The sequence below is a fragment of the Idiomarina sp. MD25a genome (genome assembly GCF_001870515.1).
In the GTDB taxonomy this organism is placed as follows: Bacteria; Pseudomonadota; Gammaproteobacteria; order Enterobacterales; family Alteromonadaceae; genus Idiomarina.
In genome coordinates this window covers 18012-37714 of the sequence record NZ_MDGT01000004.1, presented here as the reverse complement: position 1 = coordinate 37714, position 19703 = coordinate 18012, and the positions used below count along the sequence as shown (strand labels likewise).

The following is a 19703-nucleotide window of genomic DNA, read 5'->3' as shown; positions in this document are numbered from 1 at the left end:
ATTAAACGTTTTTTCAGGGAGAGGACATTGTCAGACAGCAACGATATTGAGTTAGCTGCCAATGGCGATAAGCATGCGTTCAAGCGCTTATATGAGCGTCACGTACGCGGAGTCTATGGAATGGTTTTTAGGTTAACTGCTGATCGCTCACTGGCCGATGATTTAGTGCAGGAGATTTTTGTACAAGCCTGGCGTTCACTACCCAAGTTTGATGGTCGTGCAAAGTTTTCCACCTGGCTATTTAGTCTTGCTAATAATGTGGGCATTACAGAAATGCGCAAGCAGTCACGTTGGTTCAAACGTAATGAGCGAGCTGTTGAATATAATACGCAGGACGAAGCAGACAGTAGCGATATTGATTTAGGCGAGCTGGATAAGTTGATCATCCGCTTGCCTGAGCAAACACGCCAGGTTTTTGTTCTACATGCGTTACAGGACTACTCGCACCAGCAGATTGCAGACATGTTACATATTGCCGAAGGTACGAGTAAATCGCAGTTTTTTCGCGCTAAAAAAATGATGCAGGAGTGGTTATGAGCAACGAAAAAGAGCAACAGTTAGAAGCACTTATTGCGCGGCATCGTGAGACTCCTGACGCAATAGAGCCGAGTGATAATTTATGGCAGGGCATTGAACAGCGCTTAGAGCAGCAAGCGACTGAACGTCGAGACGAAGGCACGCGTACTTGGTGGGCAGCGGCCGGTGGGGCGCTCGCTGCGAGTCTGTTGGCGGTAGCTGTTTTAGTTGGCTACCAAGGTGCTCAGCCAGTAGGGGAGAGCAGAAATAATGAGTCGCCGTATTACGCGGCTGCGGCACAGATGATCAGCACCCAAGCGCAACAGGTTTCCGCGCTGCAAAGTGGTTACAAACTTGCTGGAATTGAGCAGAGCGATGAGCAATTAACTACACAGCTACAGCAGCTAGCTAAAGCGCGACAGTCGGTATTAGAAGCGTTAGCGTCTGGCCCTGGTAACGCACAGCAACTGGAATTATTGCGTTGGATTAACGAACAAGAACTGGCTTTGTTAGAGCAAAGCTATCAACAAAAGCCAGTATTGAAACAAATTTAAGTCTGGTGAACGAGGAGATTACTATGAAATTTTTAACTGCATTATTGATGGGTGCCGTTGCGCTATCAACAGTAAATGCTGTTGCACAAGAGCGTGTCGATGAAAAAATGGAAGTGCCGAAGGGTACTGAAGTCTTTGTTGATAATGAACGTGGGTCAATCGAGGTTATGGCAAGTGATGACAATGTCGTTCATGTTACTGGAACACTCGACAAACGTACTGAACAATTCATCTTTGAACTCCGTGGTTCAACATTGCATGTGCAAGTTAAAACCCCCGAGCAAAACGGATGGTTTGACGATGATGATGGCTCTAAACTAACGATATACATGCCGAAAACCAGTCACCTTGATGTAAAAGGTGTTTCGATGGATTTTGAAGTGTTTGATTTGGAAGCCGGCGTAGAGGCTAACCTAGTCAGTGGCGATGTCAAAGTCGAAAATGTTAAGGGCGGTGTTGAAGTGAGCACCGTAAGTGGTGATATCGATGCGCGTGCAATTGCTGGCTTGGTGCGGTTAGAGAGCGTGAGTGGTGATATAAGCGACAAGGATAGCGCTGCTAAAGTGGCGCATTATCAAGCCGTCAGCGGTGATATTAAAGTGCGTGCTGACCAGCTCGAGGAGTTTTACTTGCAGAACGTATCTGGGGATGTCAGTGGTGAGTTGCCGAAGCTTAAAAAGGGTAACTTAAAGAACGTCAGTGGTGATATTCATATCTCGCTTAACTTGGCAAATAACGGTGAGTTAAAAGCCTCATCGGTCAGCGGTGATATGGAGTTCATCTTCGCTTCAATGCCAGACGCCAGTTTTGATATCTCGACCAACGCCGGTGGTGATATTGTTAACCGTCTGAGTAATGATAAGCCGACGGAATCACGTTGGGGCACCTCATCGGAGCTAAACTTTGAAGTCGGAGCGGGAAGCGCGCGCGTTGGAATAACAACGGTTTCAGGAACTGTCGAAATCCGTCGCGATTAACGATATAGTAGCGACCATTAGGGAGTGTTCAGAGACCTCAACAATGGCCGAAAAAAATAAGCAAAGAGATAAGTCGATTGAGGCGCTGCGTTCAGCGCCTCATTCGATCGAAGCCGAACAATCTGTATTAGGTGGTTTGATGTTAGATAATGATGCTTGGGATAAAGTGTCTGGGCTCATTATCGCACAAGATTTTTATCACCGAGCGCATCGCCTGATTTTTACTGCCATGCAGTCCCTCGCTGATAGCAGTCAACCAATGGACTTAGTGACTGTTTCTGAGGAGCTAGAGGCGAATACTGAGCTCGACGCCGTGGGGGGCTTTGCGTACCTAGGTGAAATCTCGAAAAATACACCGAGTGCAGCCAATATTGTCGCTTATGCCAATATTGTTCGAGAGCGTGCGGTGCTCAGAGAAATGATTGCCGCAGCCAATGACATCGCTGAGTCAGGCTATGACACTCAAGGCCGAACTAGCCAACAGCTACTTGATGAAGCAGAAAGTAAAGTATTCCGTATTGCTGAAAAGCGCACCAGCGCGACCGAAGGGCCGAAAGGTGTTAGTGATATATTGGCCAAAACGATTGAGAAAATTGAAACCCTTAGCAACATCAAAAACCATAATGGTGTCACCGGGACTTCAACGGGCTTTCACGATTTAGATCAGATGACAGCAGGTTTACAGCCTTCCGACCTGATTATCGTAGCCGCTCGACCATCTATGGGTAAAACTACCTTTGCGATGAACCTGGCTGAAAATGTGGCGATGAATGAAGAAAAGCCAGTGTTGGTGTTCAGCTTAGAGATGCCATCTGAACAGATTATGATGCGTATGTTGGCTTCACTGAGTCGCGTTGACCAGAACCGCGTTAGAACAGGGCGTCTGGAAGATGACGATTGGGCTCGGATTGCATCGGTGATGAATATTCTGAACGATAAAAACAATCTTTATATTGATGATTCGTCTGGCTTAACACCGACTGAAGTGCGTTCACGGGCACGTCGTGTCGCACGAGACCATGGTGGCTTATCAATGATCATGGTCGACTACCTGCAGTTAATGACAGTTCCTGGGATGTCAGAAAACCGGACGCTAGAAATTGCGGAAATTTCTCGCTCACTCAAATCACTAGCGAAGGAATTAAGCGTGCCCGTTGTTGCGCTTTCGCAGCTTAACCGTTCACTCGAGCAACGCTCAGATAAACGTCCAGTAAACTCGGACTTACGAGAGTCAGGCTCGATTGAGCAGGATGCCGACGTCATTATGTTTATTTATCGTGACGAAGTTTATCACCCTGATAGCGCAGAAAAAGGCTTGGCTGAGATTATCATTGGTAAGCAGCGGAATGGGCCAATCGGTAAGGTTGAACTTAAATTCCATGGACATTTATCAAGATTCGACAACTTTGCACGTGCAGCGGACGATGAACGCTATTAGATGGGAAGTGAGAGCTTAGTATGAACTAGGCTCTCAACTTGTCGAAGCAAATTTCGATGTAAGCCTTACCTGCCACATGGTTGAAAGGCATAATGAGTTTAGCGCCTTCCGACTTGTGAGAAATAGTATGGTCTTTGCCAGATACAACAATAGGCGTGGCCATATCAAAATCAAACCCACGCTCAGCAAGCTCTTTTTTGGCTCCACCTGTGACCATATTGGTAATTTCGCCAACCATGTCACAGACTTCTTCATCCACTGAGTCGGGCAATTCCCCAAGCATTTTGTGCATGATTTCACATGCCAAATTCTCTTCGAAGGATATTGAGAATGAACCTTTAACCTGAGGCCCCACCATCCCGATAATGCCAGAGACGTCGCCCCGCGCATATTCATCCTTTTTAATTTGAGGCTTGCCTGGTTTGAGCTCCATCTGAGCCATCATCGAGAGCACGTTTTGGAGGGCGTTCAAAAATGGATTCACGAACTCTGCGTCCATAAATAATTACCTTTTATTCACCGCAATTAATTTCTTTTGTATCACGCTGCTCGTTGAGTGTAACGCCACGCGTTAATTCATCACTTTTCACATTAACAGTGTTAACTTGAGCCGGGTACGTCGAAAGCATAACACGGTTTGTTATTTTCCAATTACAAAAATCCGTTTTTGTGTGAGATTTTTCTTGATAGATCCACAGGTTTTGAAAGTCGGCTTCTAGACCAACCCAATCAAGATTAAGGGCACGACCCGAAGTATCCTTCATCACGAAGCGAGCTCGTATCCACTCTTTGACCCGCTGGTCAGCATCAGGCTGGTCAATTCTGAAAGGTTCATCGTAAAAACGGCCGATAGCGAGTTCAACGTCGTGTAGTGTGTATTGATGTACAACTTCGATATTGCCAGTATGGGCGTTCCAACTAACATCGGTTAAACCAAAAAAATATTTGTGCGCTGCTACCGGGGGTAGCAGCGCACAAGAGGCGATTAAACCGATAATAGAACGCGAAATATTACTCTTCAGCGTTTTTATCATCCGTGTCTAATTCCTCATTATAGCGCTCCATCATGCTGTCATCGCCATGGTCGCGCTTATACAGTTCAATGCGTGATGGGACAGCACGAGCAGGCCAATAGTTGTTTGAAGTATCGGTATCTGCTGTTTCCCAATACGGGTCTACCACTACCTGATCGATCTTTTTGTCACGAATCAGCAGTTTACTTACGTGCTCAGGTGAACGGCGCCAGATTTCCGCAGGGATGCGTACGTGCTCTTTAGTGCCATCAGCGAAATGAAGGTCTAGCAAAATAGGCATGACCAAGCCGCCTTTATTACTAAAGTCGAGTACATAGAAATTTTTGCCGTTTTTCAGCATCTCTTTCTGTTCGTCATCCAAGCCGTCGAGTAACTGTTTGTACTCGTTACGGTCAGCGTTGGTGACAGTGTACTCGTCATTCTCGTTGTAGAAGTCACGAAGGTGTTCTTGTTGAGCAATCTTCTTGACCATATCTTCATTGCGAATCGCAGTGATAGATTTTGGATCTTGCTGGTCAACTTCTTTCTTCCAAGCCTTTTCGACTTCTGGATCTTGAGTATTGACGGTTAGCAGGTTTACTTTGTCGAGCGAGATATCTACGTGGTCAGTGGTGTAGAACCAGCCACGAATAAACCAGTCGAGATCAACGCCTGAAGCATCTTCCAAGGTGCGGAAGAAATCTTCTGGGGTGGGGCGTTTGAATTTCCAGCGACGTGAGTATTCACGGAATGCAAAGTCAAACAATTCACGGCCAACAATGGTTTCACGCAAGATATTGAGCGCAGTAGCTGGCTTACCGTAGGCATTGTTGCCGAACTGCAGAATCGATTCTGAGTTGGTCATAATTGGCATTTGATTCTGGCTCGCCATGTAACCTGTGATATTACGTGCTTCGCCGCGCCATGAAGGGTAATCATCTTCCCAGGCTTGTTCAGCGAGGAATTGCAGATAGGTGTTTAACCCTTCATCCATCCATGTCCACTGACGCTCGTCAGAGTTAACGATCATCGGGAAGTAAGAGTGACCGATTTCATGGATGATGACAGAGATTAACCCGTATTTAGTGCGTTTTGAGTAGTACTTTTCGCCACTGTCTTCGTCAACGTATGGACGTGGACCATTAAAGGTAAGCATGGGATATTCCATACCACCAACAGGACCATTGACCGAGATAGCGACAGGGTATGGGTAAGCGAAACTGTATTTATTATAGTGTTCAATTGTGTGAATAATTGAAGCTGTCGAGTAGCGCTCCCAAAGAGGGTTACCTTCTTCAGGGTAGTAGGACATGGCTAAAACATCGCTTTCGCCATTATCAAAACCTTGTGCGTCCCAGATAAACTTACGTGATGAAGCCCACGCGAAATCACGAACATTGTCGGCTTTGAAAACCCAGGTTTTGGTTTCAGAAGTGCCTTCTTTTTCGTTCTCAAGCGCTTCTTCTTGAGTGACGATCTTAACTGGCTTATCAGCTGTTTCAGCTTGTTCTAGACGCTCTTGTTGTTCGTCGGTTAGCACGTCATCTGGGTTTTGCAAGGTACCTGTAGCCGCAACAATATGGTCTGCCGGTACGGTGATTGCAACCTCATAGTTACCAAATTCTAAGGTGAACTCGCCGCGTCCCATGAACTGCTTGTTTTGCCAGCCCTCGGCATCATAGTAGGCTGCCACACGTGGGAACCACTGTGCCATTTCGTATAGGTAGTTACCATCATCTTCAAAGTACTCGTAACCACCGCGACCGCCAAGTACATCGGCTTCGATGATATTAAATTTCCAGCCAATGTTGAATTCAATCGATTCACCTGACTTAAGCGGCTTATCTAAATCAATACGCATCATGGTGTCGTTAATGATGTAGTCCATCTGTTCGCCGCGAGGGTCCGAGACGTCAGTAATAGTATAGCCCGCTGGAAACTCTTCTTGAGTCATCATCGTTTCCATTTGGCTAAAGCTGACTTTCTTCATTCGCTCTGCGCTGGAAGCTGAAGCTTGCGGACCGATAGAGTCTTTCTTAAATCGGTTCTGGTCCAGCTGTACCCAAATGTAACGTAATGTATCGGGTGAGTTGTTAGTGTAGGTAATGGTGCTACGGGCATTGATGCTTTGATTTTCGTCATTCAAAGTAACTTGAATGTCGTAATCCGCTTGTTGCTGCCAATAACCGTGACCTGGGGCACCTGAGGCGGTTCTGTAAATGTTAGGAGAACGGTATTTGTCGTCATTCAACTGGCGAAACTTGTCGTCGAACGCTTGCGCATTGATGGCCTGAGAGACCGCCATGCTCGCGACAGCTACACCAAGGAGGTGAGTTAACTTCATTGGTATTTCCTGTTGTTATAGTAAGGACTAATGGCATTTAGCACATAAACCATGTGCTTCTATTGTTTGCTCTTTTACCAGGAATCCCTGATCTTCAGCCTGTGACTGTAGTTCAGAGTAAACTCCTTCAGAGTGAATTTCCTGTACATCACCACAGCGATCACAAATTAACATTTGTACCGGATGTTGGTGCTCAAAATGCGAGCAAAGAACAAAACTATTCGATGAAGTGATCTTATGAACAAAGCCTTGCTCTTGTAGAAAGTCGAGCGCTCGATATATTGTCGGCGGCTTTGCATTAGGAACGGAGCCTTTTAACATATCAAGGAGGTCGTAAGCGCCAACGGCTCCGCTCTGGGCTGCCAGTATGCGAAATACTTCTCTACGCGTCGATGTGAGTCGAGCGCCTCGTTGTTGGCACAGTTTTTCAGCCTTGGTAATTAAACGCTCTGTTTCGATAGTTCCCATATGTGACCTTTTCATCTGCTGGCTTCGATTTTAATTAGATTTGTTCGCCAAGCAATGCTCGACCCAATAATCGTCTCCAATAAAGTGTAAATCATATCATCCTATTACGGAACTAACGTGGTGTTCTGAATCGCGCAAAACAGGTATAATAACACCTCATACATCCCGTCGAGTCGTTACAGTTATTGCCGGTAAGGCACAGGAGTTTTCGTTGTCAAAGCTATACCCACATTTTGCCTCAGTCGCCCCGATGCTGGATTGGACGGATCGCCATTGTCGCTATTTTCACCGTCTATTGAGTCCGAGTACTTTGTTATATACCGACATGGTTACGACGGGAGCGATTATTTACGGGCAACAAGACTTCTTGGCTTACAATGACGAAGAGCATCCGGTTGCATTGCAGTTAGGTGGTGCCGATCCGGGGGCAATGTCGAAGTGTGCCGCGCAAGCTCAAGCAAGGGGCTACGATGAAGTCAATATTAATGTCGGGTGTCCGTCCGACCGGGTACAAAATGGCAGCTTTGGTGCATGCTTGATGGCGCAACCGAAATTAGTCAGTGATTGCATTAAAGCGATGAAATCCGAAGTAGACATTCCAGTGACGGTTAAGACCCGCCTCGGCATCGATGAGCACGACAGCGATGACTTTTTATATCAATTTCTGGACGCGTGCGTAGATGCGGGCGTTGACCAGTTAACGCTGCATGCGCGCAAGGCTTGGCTTAATGGGTTAAGTCCGAAGGAAAATCGAGAAATACCTCCGCTACAATATGACCGAGTTTATCGCGCTAAGCAACGGTACGGTGATTTACCCATTGCGATCAATGGTGGCATTAAGACGCTGGCCGAGAGCAAGGCGCACTTACAGCATGTTGATAGTGTTATGATAGGTCGTGAGGCCTACCAAAACCCTTGGCTATTAACTGAACTTGAGACGCTCTATACATCTCAGCCTGTAATCATAGAGCGCGACAACATCGCACGTCAGATGATCCCTTATATTCGTCAGCACATCGCTGAGGGAGGACGCGCATGGCATGTTGTTCGCCATATGTTGGGCTTATTTCAGGGCCAGCCTGGGGGCAAAAAATGGCGTCAGTATCTCAGTATAAAAGGTCCTCGCGCTAGTGATGCTGAAACGCTCATAGAAGGAGCACTTGAGTTCCGACAAAATAGTGCGTTGCGGCTCGCCGATATTCAGTAGTGATATTAGCTAAAAGTTAGCGTGTTTTGTAAAACTGTGTAATTTTTTCACCACCTCAAAAAACGGTGCTGAATTGAACGTTTAATAAAGTTATTTAAAAACAAACAGTTATAACTTTTTAAGAGTTGGCACAACCTTTGAAAGAGTAATAGCGACTTAATTAGTACGTTACCTTCAAAGGAGCACAACCATGAAAAAATTAATCATTACTTTGTCAGCTGTTGCCGCATTAAGCTCAGTACCTGCAATGGCGCAAGATAGCCAAGAGAGTAGCATCCGTAGCGCTATTCAAACTGAAATTAGCTCATTCTCTGAATCACTATGGCAAGCCTCTAAGGACGCGATGGTATCTACATTACAAGAGATAGAGACCGAATTGTTTAGCGAAGAGGCACTTGCTTCAGTTGAGTCCAATGACGACGCAGTTGAGTCGAACGACGACAACAAGAGCGAGTAACCACCATGGCCTATCTTACTCATTGGTGGTTAGTTTGGTTAATTGCACCGGTGTTAGGCACAGTTATCATCGGTGCAGTGACTGCCGCGAGTTCATCGCTAGTGCGTCAGGGTTAAAGTTTTGCTAATCTGCTAGTTCTTTGTTTTGGTTGTGTTAAGGAACTTGCATGTTAAAAAAGACAATTACAATGACAGCACTAGCGGTACTAGCCGCTACCGCAACATCTAGTTTTGCTGAAGAATATACCGCTAGCGAAAAAGCACGCAAGCTAGCGCAAGAAAATTTACTTATCGACACTCACATCGATGTTCCCTATCGTATTCATAACGAGTGGGAGGATGTGACGGTCGCGACCCAAGGTGGAGACTTTGATTACCCGAGAGCGGTAGAAGGCGGGTTAAATGCTCCATTCATGTCAATCTATATTCCTGCGCACTACGAGCAAAGTGGTGGCAGTATCCAACTTGCGAACGAGCTAATTGATGGTATGGAAGCGCTGGTCGGTCGAGCGCCTGACAAGTTTGCTATGGCTTATACGACAGAGCAAGTGAAAGAAAACACCGAAAAAGGCTTAATGTCTATTGCCTTGGGAATGGAGAACGGCACCCCCATCGAGGGCGATCTGGCCAATCTTGAGCACTTCTATAAGCGCGGCATTCGCTACATTACGTTGGCGCACTCACAGTCCAACCATATCTCGGACTCATCATACGATATCCGTCGCCAATGGGATGGTTTATCACCTTTTGGTAAGAAGCTCGTTAAAGCAATGAATGATATGGGCGTTATGGTCGATGTTTCACACATCTCTGATGATGCGTTTTATCAAGTTATTGAGATCAGTGAGGCGCCCGTTATCGCGTCACATTCGTCTTTACGCCAGTACACGCCAGGTTTTGAACGCAACATGAGTGACGACATGCTGAAAAAGCTTGGTAAAAATGGCGGTGTCATTCAAATCAACTTTGGGTCTTCGTTTGTTGCAAAGCAAGCCAACCGTTACCGCGATATGCTTAAAAAGCGTATTGAGGCAGTAAAAGAGCAATATGGTGAAGAGTCAGAGGAAGCAAAGCAGCGTATTGCTGAGATCGAAAAAAACAACCCATACCCCTATGCAACGCTGGATCAAGTACTGGACCATATTGACCATGTGAAAGCACTGATTGGTGTTGAGCACATTGGTATCGGCTCTGACTACGACGGTGTCGGTGATTCTTTACCTGTAGGTTTGAAAGACGTGTCGAGCTACCCTAATTTGGTGCAGGGGCTATTAGACCGAGGTTACACCGACGAAGAAATCAAAATGATTTTGGGTGGCAACTTGATGCGCGTCTGGCAGCAGGTGGAAGACCTCGCGAAGTAACTTGCGCCTTTGGCGCAAGTCACACCATGAAGTCGCGCCATAGGCGCGACCTACTTACTGCTAAATGTTGACAACCGGTCGCGAAGCTGTATAATTCGCGACCACATCAATTTTTATCTAAGTTTAGCGACTTGATTAATTGATGTTCCACAACAGTCCCGATAGGGGATTGAATGGTTGACGTAGATAATCGCACCCCCGGTATGTGCCAGGGAGGTTGCGTTTGTCTGTGCTCTTTTTTAAATGCTCTTTAATTTGAGGCTTTGATTTTTTATGGCTAATCAAAGAATTCGGATTCGATTGAAAGCGTTCGATCACCGTCTGATTGACCAGTCGACTGCAGAGATTGTTGATACTGCAAAACGCACTGGCGCGCAGGTACGTGGACCGATTCCACTGCCAACTCGGAAAGAACGCTTCACCGTGCTGATTTCTCCACACGTAAACAAAGATGCGCGTGACCAGTACGAAATCCGCACCCACAAGCGTCTGATCGACATCATGGACCCAACTGACAAAACTGTTGACGCATTAATGCGTTTAGATTTGGCAGCTGGCGTTGATGTACAGATCAGCTTGGGTTAAGTGGGCAGTAATAGGATTACACACGAGAGGTTTTAACAATGGCTATAGGTCTAGTCGGTCGTAAAGTAGGAATGACGCGTGTCTTCCAGGAAGACGGCGCTTCTGTTCCTGTTACTGTGATCGAAGTGCTGGCTAACCGCGTGACTCAGGTTAAAACTGAGGAAACTGACGGTTATCGTGCGCTTCAAGTAACCACAGGCGAAAAGAAAGCTAGCCGCGTAAACAAGCCTTCAGCAGGTCATTTTGCTAAGGCGGGTACTGAGGCAGGTCGTGGTCTTTGGGAATTCCGCCTAGAAGACGGCGAAGGCGACGATTTCGCAGTAGGTTCTGAGATTTCAGTAGAAGTATTCTCAGAAATCAAAAAAGTGGATGTTACAGGTACGTCTAAAGGTAAAGGCTTTGCTGGTACCGTTAAACGCTGGAACTTCCGCACTCAAGACGCTACCCACGGTAACTCATTATCACACCGTGCCCCTGGTTCAATTGGTCAAAACCAATCACCAGGTAAAGTTTTCAAAGGCAAGAAAATGGCCGGTCAAATGGGTAACGAGCGCGTGACAACTCAATCACTTGAGTTGGTTCGTGTAGACGCTGAACGCAACCTTTTATTGATTAAAGGTGCTGTCCCTGGCGCTACCGGTGGCGATGTGATCGTTAAACCTGCGGTCAAGGCGTAACGTCTGAGGAGAATGGTGATGGAATTAACATTGAAAGACGCAAAAGGCGCTCTTGAGGTTTCCGAAGCTACCTTTGGACGTGAGTTCAACGAAGCACTTGTCCACCAGGTAGTTGTTGCATATGCAGCGGGTGCTCGTCAGGGTACCAAAGCTCAGAAAACTCGTTCTGAAGTTGCTGGCGGTGGTAAGAAACCATGGCGTCAAAAAGGCACGGGTCGTGCACGTGCCGGTACTATCCGTAGCCCAATCTGGCGCTCAGGTGGTACTACTTTTGCGGCTAAACCGCAAAACCACGAACAGAAAGTTAACAAAAAAATGTACCGTGGTGCTGTAAAAAGCATCCTGTCAGAATTGATTCGTCAAGACCGTTTACAGGTTGTTGAGAACTTTGAGCTTGAAGCGCCAAAGACCAAACAACTCGTTGCGAAGTTGAAAGAATTGAACCTGAATGACGTTTTGATCGTGACTAAAGAAGTTGACGAGAACTTGTTCCTTGCGTCACGCAACTTGCACAAAGTTGACGTACGTGATGTACAAGGCATCGACCCAGTAAGCTTAATCGCGTTTGAAAACGTCCTGATGACTGCTGACGCAGTTAAGCAGCTTGAGGAGGTGTTGTCATGATGCGCGAAGAACGTTTACTTAATGTAATCTTGGCACCTCACGTTTCGGAAAAAAGCACCATGACTGCTGAAGGCTACAACACTGTAGTTTTCAAAGTAGCTAAAGATGCGACTAAGTCCGAAATCAAAGCAGCTGTCGAAAAACTTTTTGAAGTTGAAGTTAAAAACGTACGCACAGTGAACGTTAAGGGTAAATCTAAACGCACTGGTTTCCGCTTCGGTAAACGTAGCGACTGGAAAAAAGCGTATGTGGCCCTGAAAGAGGGTGCTGACATCGACTTCGTTGGCGGCGCTGAGTAACAGGAGGAATTATCATGGCTGTAGTTAAAAGTAAGCCTACGTCTCCGGGTCAACGCCACGTCGTAAAAGTCGTCGGTCAGGACCTGTACAAAGGCAAGCCTTTTGCTCCATTGCTGGACAAAAACAGCAAGAAGGGCGGTCGTAATAACAATGGACGTATCACTGTACGTCACATCGGCGGTGGTCATAAGCACCACTACCGTATTATCGACTTTAAGCGTAATAAAGACGGTATCCCTGGAAAGGTAGAGCGTATTGAATACGATCCGAACCGTTCAGCGAATATCGCATTGGTATTGTACGCAGACGGTGAGCGTCGCTACATTTTGGCTCCTAAGAACTTAAATGTGGGCGACCGCGTTGCTTCAGGTTCTGATGCGCCAATTAAAGCGGGTAACAGCTTACCTATGCGCAATATCCCAGTAGGTACTGTAGTACACGCAATCGAAATGCAACCAGGTAAAGGTGCACAGCTGGCTCGTTCAGCAGGTGCGTATGGCCAAATCCTGGCGCGTGATGGTGCATATGTCACTATCCGTTTGCGCTCTGGCGAAATGCGCCGTGTGCAGTCTGAAGGTCGAGCGACCATCGGTGAAGTGGGTAACGCAGAACACATGCTGCGTCAATTGGGTAAAGCGGGCGCGAAGCGCTGGCGTGGTGTTCGTCCTACCGTTCGTGGTGTGGCGATGAACCCAGTTGATCACCCTCACGGTGGTGGTGAAGGTCGTACTTCTGGTGGTCGTCACCCTGTGACACCTTGGGGTACTCCGACCAAGGGCTACAAAACCCGTAAGAACAAGCGTACTGATAAGTTCATCGTACGCCGTCGCAACAAATAAGAGTTGAGGATTTAACATGCCACGTTCTCTTAAAAAAGGTCCATTTATTGACCTTCACCTGCTAAATAAGGTGGAGAAAGCGTTGGAAGCCGGGGATAAGAAGCCAATTAAAACTTGGTCCCGTCGTTCAATGATTATTCCAGATATGATCGGCTTGACTATCGCTGTACACAACGGTCGTCAGCACGTACCGGTATTCGTTTCTGACGAAATGATCGGTCATAAGCTGGGTGAATTCGCACCAACCCGTACTTATCGCGGCCACGCCGCTGATAAGAAAGCGAAGAAACGGTAAGAGGTAGAAAGTGATGGAAGCTATTGCTAAACACCAATTCGCCCGCGTTTCTGCTCAGAAAGGCCGTTTGGTTGCTGACCAAATTCGCGGTTTGCCAGTTGAAAAAGCACTGGACATTCTTGCGTACAGCCCTAAAGCAGCCGCTGGCTTGGTTAAGAAAGTACTTGAGTCAGCGATCGCTAACGCGGAGCACAACGAAGGTGCGGACATCGATGAGCTGAAAGTGGCTCGCGTCTTCGTCGACGAAGGTCCGACCATGAAGCGTATCAAGCCACGTGCCAAAGGCCGTGCGGATCGTATCTTTAAGCGCACCAGCCACATTACTGTGGTCGTGTCGGATAGCTAGGAGATAAATTATGGGTCAGAAAGTACATCCTAATGGTATTCGCCTAGGTATCTCCAGACCATGGAATGCAACCTGGTATGCGAATACAAACGAATTTGCTGACAACTTGCACAGTGATCATCAGGTACGTAAGTTCCTGACTAAAGAACTGCGCAACGCATCAGTATCTCGTATCGTTATCGAGCGTCCAGCTAAGAGTGTTCGTGTGACTATTCATACTGCACGCCCTGGCGTTGTTATCGGTAAGAAAGGTGAAGACGTAGAAAAACTTCGCCAGCAGGTTCAGAAGTTGACTGGCGCTCCGTCGCAAATCAACATTTCTGAAGTGCGTAAGCCAGAATTGGACGCGCAACTTGTTGCTGATAATATCTCAGGTCAGTTGGAACGTCGTGTTATGTTCCGTCGTGCTATGAAGCGCGCTGTTCAAAACGCTATCCGTCTTGGTGCTAAAGGTATCAAGGTTGAGGTAAGTGGTCGTTTGGGCGGTGCAGAGATTGCACGTACTGAGTGGTACCGTGAAGGACGCGTTCCTCTGCACACACTTCGTGCAGACATCGATTACGCAACTTCTGAAGCGAATACCACTTACGGTATCATCGGCGTTAAAGTTTGGATTTTCCGTGGTGAAGTTCTTGGTGGACTTCCAACCGAGGAAAAACCAGCTCCAAAACGCGGCAAAAACCGTAAGTAAGGGGAGACGATATGTTACAACCAAAGCGTACAAAATTCCGCAAGGTTCACACAGGCCGTAACCGTGGTCTTGCGCAATCAGGTAACAAAGTCAGCTTCGGAAGCTTCGGACTAAAAGCAGTTGACCGTGGTCGTATGACTGCGCGTCAAATCGAAGCCGGCCGTCGTGCGATGACTCGTCACGTTAAGCGTCAAGGTAAAATCTGGATCCGCGTATTTCCAGACAAGCCTATTACCAAGAAGCCATTAGAAGTTCGTATGGGTAAAGGTAAAGGTAACGTCGAATACTGGGTAGCGCAGATTCAGCCAGGTCGCGTACTGTACGAAATGGACGGTGTTTCTGAAGAATTGGCACGTGAAGCGTTCCGCCTTGCGGCACGTAAACTGCCATTCAAAACCACTTTTGTTACTCGGACGGTAATGTGATGAAAGCAAGTGAACTTAAAGAAAAAACCGTTGAGCAGCTGCAAGAAGAATTGCTGAACTTGCGTCGTGAGCAGTTCAATCTGCGTATGCAAGCGGCAACAGGTCAGCTGAATCAGACTCACATGATGAAGCAAGTACGTCGCGATATCGCACGTATTAAAACCATCTTAAATGAGAAGGCAGGTGCGTAATGGCTGAAGAAAAACGTGTTCGTACACTGCAAGGCAAAGTTGTTAGCGACAAGATGGATAAAACCATCACTGTAGCGGTAGAGCGTCGTGTTAAGCACCCGATCTATGGCAAGTACATCTCGCGTACAACTAAAGTACACGCACATGATGAAGAGAATCAGTGCAAGATGGGCGATACCGTGATTGTTCGCGAATCACGCCCTCTTTCCAAGAACAAATCTTGGGCACTGCTTGAAATCGTTGAACGTGCTGAAATTGTCTAATTGCAGTTCGCAACAATAAATGTCAAAAGGCCTCCTTGCGGAGGCCTTTTTTTTGATCTAAATAAATTTAATCACGGTATAATTTATAGCAAAATAATAACTTAACCGTTTTTTTACCTAAAGTAAGGAGCACAACATGGCAAAAGGTTGGGTGCTAGCCGCCTCTATGCTAGCTGCGAGCCCGATCTATGCAGCACCGGTACAGCAGGATCAGCAGTCGGTACAGCAGGAGATTGAAGCGCTAAAGCAGAAACTGGCTGAGCTCGAAGAGCGTTTAGCTCAACAAGAGCAGGCCAAGGAGAAGATGAAAGAGCGTCATCAAGAAATGATGTCCAAAAAGGAGTATTCTCAGAAATCTAAACGCTCGCGTAGAATGCAAAGTGAAGAAGTCGCTGATTCAGGTGTACAAGCGCGCCTTGCTAAACTTGAGGACAAAGCAGAAGAGAACGAGAACTGGCCGATTAAAGTCCATGGCGCCGTTCGTTTTCAATATGAGTATAATAACTACGATCAAGACAACGAGAACCGTACGGGTGACCTCGACTTCGATATTTTCCGCTTGAACTTCGATGGTGAAATAGGCGACGTTATTCTGTCTGCCGAGTATCGTTGGTTCCAATATCAAGACGTCGTTAAACACGCATGGTTTGGCTATAACTTTACCGACAAGTGGCAGGGGCAAATTGGTGTCGTCAAAGTACCTTTCGGTAACATGCCATATAACTCTCACAGCTATTTCTTTAACTCAACGTTTTATATCGGTTTAGAGGACGAGCACGACAACGGTATCCGCTTCCTTTACCGCGGTGATGACTGGGACTTCGATATTGCTTATCACAAGTCGGATGAGCAAGGTGGGGTAGACGGTTCTGCTACTGACCGCACAGCACGTTATAACTACGATACGGTCGGTATTCGTCTGCCAGGTCAAGGCGTGTATGACGCACCTGGTTTGCCAATTGGTGAAAGCAACAGTTACGCATTGCGTGCCGCGCGTAAGTTTACTTTTAGTGATGAGGAAAACTTAGAAGTCGGTTTGTCTGCTCAGGGCAATAACTTCTACTCGGGTTCAGCTGCAGAAGGTTTTACAGCGGCGCAAGAATACGAAAACCAAAACGTCGGTAATCGTTTTGCTTGGGGTGTTCACGGAAACTATAACAATGGCCCTTGGAATGTTCAGTTGCAATATGCTGATTATGAATATGACCTTGAAGTAGAAAACCGTGGCGTTTATATGGGCGCGTACGCTTATTATGATGCGATCCCGACAGAAGCGAAAGTGTATACGGGTAACGTAGCTTATACACTACCTGTAAGCATTGGTCCTATTACATCACTCACATTCTACAACGACCACAGTATCATCACCGATAAGAAAGGTTATCAAGATGACACTTGGATGAATGTTTTGGGTGTTGCAGTTGCGGCAGGTGGTGGTTTCTACACTTACGTTGACTTTGTTAGAGCGAAAAACCAACCGTTCATTGGTGGCAATATCGCGACGGACGGCGGTGACGTAAATAATCGTTTTAACATCAATTTTGGTTATTACTTCTAATGCTTTACACTGTATAGGCTAATTAACCGAATGTAGGTCTTTAAAGTGGCGCTGAGGCGCCACTTTTTATTCAAGGAGATAAAAACACAAAACGGGAGAGCATATGTTCAGTTATAGTAAGCTGAGTTCCGCTATTTTTATAGCACTCGCTGCTTCTTCGTCAGCAGTTGCACAGGAACAGGGGCAACAAGAAGAAGCAGAAAATAATAAACAAATCGAAACCATTAATGTCACCGCTACCAAGCGGACTACCAATATCCAACAAACCCCTACTGCCGTTCAAGCGCTCAGTTCGCGCGATCTCAAAGAGCAAAACATTGGTAACTTTGATGACTACGCGCAGTATGTTCCGAATGTTTCCTCAAGTGGTCGTGGACCCGGTCAAAATGACGTGTTCATTCGCGGCATGTCCATTCAACCCATTTCTGTAATGCTATCAGGCGCGCAAGGCACGATGCCAAACGTGGCGCTCTACGTCGATGAACAACCGGTTACGGCGCCAGGACGTAACTTAGACGTATACGCTACTGACTTGCAACGTATTGAGGTATTGCCAGGGCCGCAAGGCACTTTGTTTGGCGCAAGCTCGCAAGCAGGGACTATTCGATACATCACTAACAAGCCTATTCTTGGCAGTTTTGAGGCCGGCTTCACCACGGGCTTCGAGACAATGCCAGAGGGTGAAATGAGCAGTTCAGCAGAGGGTTACATTAATATTCCTGTGTCGCGTGACTTTGCCGTTCGTGGCGCGTTCTACAATGTTAATCGCGGTGGTTATATCGACAACAAAGCGGGTGAATTTTCGATCGACCCGAATAACCCGAATTTCCGTGGGTTGAACCCCGCTATTGAGGGCTTGGTCGATGAGGGCACTGAGTTCACCAGTGCTTTCAATACGGATCTTGCTGAGGATGACTTCAACGATAGCTATTACAAGGGGTTCCGACTCAGTGCTAAATATCGCATCAACACGGACTGGGAACTGCTTGTTCAACACCAAGCACAGGACCTCGGTGCGGATGGGGTGTTTGACTACGATCCAGAAGTCGGTGACCTCGAAGTGGAGCGCTATTTCCCTGATGAACTCGAAGATAGTTTTGATCTAACGACATGGACGTTAGACGGGCGTCTCGGAGCGCTCGAGATCCTCTATACGGGCGGTTATTTAGATCGTGAGATCGAGCAATCTATTGACTACACCGGGTATAACACCTCAGGTTCGTATATTATTTACTATACCTGTGTTTACGGTGAGGACGGCATTGCAGAGAAGTGCGTAGACCCAACAAAAGGGTTTAAAGGGCACCAAGAACACGAACGTTTCACGCAAGAAGCGCGTATCAATTATGACTTCAACTCGCGTGCTCGCATTACAGCAGGTGTGTTCTATGACGATTACGAGATCAACACACAAGATGATTACGTGTACTTCGCTAACCCAGAAGCGCTCGGCTTTGTGCCTAACGCGCCTATCTCAGATGCTTACGCAAATAACCGTGATACACGGGCGCCAGGTATTGGCTTCTTTAACGATATCACGCGTACTGAAGAGCAGATCGCGTTATTTGGTGAGTTTACCTATGACCTGACAGAAAAGCTATCGGCAACAATCGGTTTGCGTTGGTACGATATGGAATCCGATTTTACGGGTCAGTCGAGCTTTGCCTCAAAAGGCGAGGACGGAGACGCTGGACGTGATTATGACTCAACAGCTGGGCACACTAATGAGCCACTCGAGCAGGACGATGTCATTCCTAAGTTCGCGCTGAGTTATCAATATACTCCAAGCACTCTATTCTTTGCCACGTATTCAGAAGGCTTTAGACCCGGCGGCTTTAACCGTGCAGGTGGTCAAGGTAGTGACGAAACCGGCTACGTTAATACGGTTTATGAATCGGATGAGGTGAAAAACTACGAGTTTGGTTGGAAAACGCTGCTGTTGGATAACACCTTGCGTTGGAATGGTAATGCCTATTTCGTTGAGTGGAACGACATGCAGATTACTCGGTTAGATACGGACATCTCGATTCTAACCTTCGTGGACAATGCTGCGGATTCAGAAATTCGTGGTTTAGAAACCGACATGACGTGGCGCTTGACCGACAACTTCACTCTAAATGGTGCGTTGTCGTACAACGACACTGAACTTGTGAGTACAGGTCAAGGTATCGTGCGGACCTTGCCAATCGGTTCGGAGCTACCTTTAACGCCGAAAATTCAGGCCAGTGTTCGCGGCCGCTATACTTGGACGCTTGAGAACAAGTGGGATGCATTTGCGCAGGTTGGCTGGATCTATGCTGATGACACCTATCCTTCAATCGTCGCAACGGAAGTTGAACAAGCGGGTGGTCGCCAAGACTCTTATAACATTGGCAATGCATCGATTGGTGTTATGAAGGACCAGTGGAGCGTCAAGCTATATGTTAAGAACCTGACCGATGAGCGTGCAGAGCTGTATACCAATACCCAGGATGATATTTTAAGAACAACAACGAATCGTCCTAGAACATTTGGTCTATCGGTTTCTTACTCATTTTATTAAGGTTTAATCTAATAAAGAGGTCGTGGCTGGC

The 19703-nt window shown here is 46.8% G+C and carries 24 protein-coding genes; 20 read left to right on the top strand and 4 right to left on the bottom strand.

What is annotated here, in order from left to right:
• Positions 1 to 27 precede the first annotated feature (27 nt).
• Genes BFR57_RS10440 through dnaB form a run of 4 tightly spaced genes read left to right on the top strand, consistent with a single transcriptional unit; the run spans position 28 to position 3485 of the window.
• Positions 28 to 537 carry an RNA polymerase sigma factor gene (locus BFR57_RS10440; protein ID WP_083405123.1) on the top strand — a complete coding sequence of 170 codons (510 nt, stop codon included), beginning with the start codon at positions 28 to 30 and terminating at the stop codon, positions 535 to 537.
• Positions 534 to 1070 (top strand): hypothetical protein, encoded by a 537-nt coding sequence (locus BFR57_RS10435; RefSeq protein WP_071463949.1) that lies wholly within the window; start codon positions 534 to 536, stop codon positions 1068 to 1070. The genes BFR57_RS10440 and BFR57_RS10435 overlap by 4 nt, the downstream gene beginning before the upstream one ends.
• Positions 1071 to 1093: 23 nt before the next feature.
• Positions 1094 to 2047 (top strand): DUF4097 family beta strand repeat-containing protein, encoded by a 954-nt coding sequence (locus BFR57_RS10430; RefSeq protein ID WP_071463948.1) that lies wholly within the window; start codon positions 1094 to 1096, stop codon positions 2045 to 2047.
• Between the two features lie 43 nt (positions 2048 to 2090).
• Entirely contained in the window at positions 2091 to 3485 is a 1395-nt protein-coding gene (dnaB, locus tag BFR57_RS10425; RefSeq protein ID WP_071463947.1) for a replicative DNA helicase, read from the top strand.
• 25 nt (positions 3486 to 3510) lie between these two features.
• On the opposite strand, the gene BFR57_RS10420 is transcribed toward dnaB, so the two are convergent.
• The 4 genes from BFR57_RS10420 to zur are packed head-to-tail and all read right to left on the bottom strand — an operon-like array spanning position 3511 to position 7310.
• On the bottom strand, positions 3511 to 3984 hold the full coding sequence (locus tag BFR57_RS10420; RefSeq protein ID WP_071463946.1) for a chemotaxis protein CheX: 474 nt from the start codon (positions 3982 to 3984) through the stop codon (positions 3511 to 3513).
• Positions 3985 to 3997: 13 nt separating this feature from the next.
• Positions 3998 to 4519, bottom strand: coding sequence for a DUF6702 family protein (locus BFR57_RS10415; protein ID WP_071463945.1), 522 nt, complete (start codon positions 4517 to 4519; stop codon positions 3998 to 4000).
• Positions 4497 to 6842 carry a M1 family metallopeptidase gene (locus BFR57_RS10410; protein ID WP_071463944.1) on the bottom strand — a complete coding sequence of 782 codons (2346 nt, stop codon included), beginning with the start codon at positions 6840 to 6842 and terminating at the stop codon, positions 4497 to 4499. The genes BFR57_RS10415 and BFR57_RS10410 overlap by 23 nt, the downstream gene beginning before the upstream one ends.
• A 27-nt stretch (positions 6843 to 6869) precedes the next feature.
• Positions 6870 to 7310 carry a zinc uptake transcriptional repressor Zur gene (gene zur, locus BFR57_RS10405; protein WP_071463943.1) on the bottom strand — a complete coding sequence of 147 codons (441 nt, stop codon included), beginning with the start codon at positions 7308 to 7310 and terminating at the stop codon, positions 6870 to 6872.
• A 211-nt stretch (positions 7311 to 7521) separates the two neighbouring features.
• On the opposite strand from zur, the gene dusA reads away from it, so the two are divergent.
• From dusA to BFR57_RS10325, 16 genes are all read left to right on the top strand, one after another.
• Positions 7522 to 8517 carry a tRNA dihydrouridine(20/20a) synthase DusA gene (dusA, locus tag BFR57_RS10400; protein WP_083405122.1) on the top strand — a complete coding sequence of 332 codons (996 nt, stop codon included), beginning with the start codon at positions 7522 to 7524 and terminating at the stop codon, positions 8515 to 8517.
• A gap of 190 nt (positions 8518 to 8707) precedes the next feature.
• Positions 8708 to 8974, top strand: a complete 267-nt coding sequence (locus BFR57_RS10395; protein WP_071463942.1) for a hypothetical protein — start codon at positions 8708 to 8710, stop codon at positions 8972 to 8974.
• Positions 8975 to 9140: 166 nt separating this feature from the next.
• Complete coding sequence (locus BFR57_RS10390) at positions 9141 to 10337, top strand: dipeptidase (RefSeq protein ID WP_071463941.1); 1197 nt, start codon at positions 9141 to 9143, stop codon at positions 10335 to 10337.
• A gap of 273 nt (positions 10338 to 10610) precedes the next feature.
• Entirely contained in the window at positions 10611 to 10922 is a 312-nt protein-coding gene (rpsJ, locus tag BFR57_RS10385) for a 30S ribosomal protein S10 (protein ID WP_006956423.1), read from the top strand.
• A gap of 38 nt (positions 10923 to 10960) precedes the next feature.
• Positions 10961 to 11599 carry a 50S ribosomal protein L3 gene (gene rplC, locus BFR57_RS10380; RefSeq protein WP_071463940.1) on the top strand — a complete coding sequence of 213 codons (639 nt, stop codon included), beginning with the start codon at positions 10961 to 10963 and terminating at the stop codon, positions 11597 to 11599.
• Positions 11600 to 11617: 18 nt separating this feature from the next.
• The gene (gene rplD, locus BFR57_RS10375) at positions 11618 to 12223 is read left to right on the top strand and encodes a 50S ribosomal protein L4 (RefSeq protein WP_006956426.1); all 606 of its coding nucleotides are present in this window, start codon (positions 11618 to 11620) and stop codon (positions 12221 to 12223) included.
• On the top strand, positions 12220 to 12522 hold the full coding sequence (rplW, locus tag BFR57_RS10370) for a 50S ribosomal protein L23 (protein WP_006956427.1): 303 nt from the start codon (positions 12220 to 12222) through the stop codon (positions 12520 to 12522). Before rplD ends, rplW begins: the two co-directional genes overlap by 4 nt.
• Positions 12523 to 12536: 14 nt before the next feature.
• On the top strand, positions 12537 to 13361 hold the full coding sequence (rplB, locus tag BFR57_RS10365; RefSeq protein WP_071463939.1) for a 50S ribosomal protein L2: 825 nt from the start codon (positions 12537 to 12539) through the stop codon (positions 13359 to 13361).
• 16 nt (positions 13362 to 13377) lie between these two features.
• Positions 13378 to 13656 carry a 30S ribosomal protein S19 gene (gene rpsS / locus BFR57_RS10360; RefSeq protein WP_026860408.1) on the top strand — a complete coding sequence of 93 codons (279 nt, stop codon included), beginning with the start codon at positions 13378 to 13380 and terminating at the stop codon, positions 13654 to 13656.
• A 13-nt stretch (positions 13657 to 13669) separates the two neighbouring features.
• Entirely contained in the window at positions 13670 to 14002 is a 333-nt protein-coding gene (gene rplV / locus BFR57_RS10355; RefSeq protein ID WP_006956456.1) for a 50S ribosomal protein L22, read from the top strand.
• A 10-nt stretch (positions 14003 to 14012) separates the two neighbouring features.
• Entirely contained in the window at positions 14013 to 14693 is a 681-nt protein-coding gene (gene rpsC, locus BFR57_RS10350; RefSeq protein WP_006956455.1) for a 30S ribosomal protein S3, read from the top strand.
• Positions 14694 to 14704: 11 nt separating this feature from the next.
• Positions 14705 to 15118, top strand: a complete 414-nt coding sequence (rplP, locus tag BFR57_RS10345; RefSeq protein ID WP_006956454.1) for a 50S ribosomal protein L16 — start codon at positions 14705 to 14707, stop codon at positions 15116 to 15118.
• A complete protein-coding gene (gene rpmC / locus BFR57_RS10340) occupies positions 15118 to 15309 on the top strand; it encodes a 50S ribosomal protein L29 (RefSeq protein WP_006956453.1) in 192 nt (63 codons plus the stop codon). Before rplP ends, rpmC begins: the two co-directional genes overlap by 1 nt.
• Positions 15309 to 15572 (top strand): 30S ribosomal protein S17, encoded by a 264-nt coding sequence (rpsQ, locus tag BFR57_RS10335; protein WP_006956452.1) that lies wholly within the window; start codon positions 15309 to 15311, stop codon positions 15570 to 15572. Before rpmC ends, rpsQ begins: the two co-directional genes overlap by 1 nt.
• A gap of 136 nt (positions 15573 to 15708) precedes the next feature.
• On the top strand, positions 15709 to 17130 hold the full coding sequence (locus tag BFR57_RS10330) for a hypothetical protein (RefSeq protein ID WP_071463938.1): 1422 nt from the start codon (positions 15709 to 15711) through the stop codon (positions 17128 to 17130).
• A 103-nt stretch (positions 17131 to 17233) separates the two neighbouring features.
• Positions 17234 to 19672 (top strand): TonB-dependent receptor, encoded by a 2439-nt coding sequence (locus tag BFR57_RS10325; RefSeq protein WP_071463937.1) that lies wholly within the window; start codon positions 17234 to 17236, stop codon positions 19670 to 19672.
• Positions 19673 to 19703: the final 31 nt, after the last annotated feature.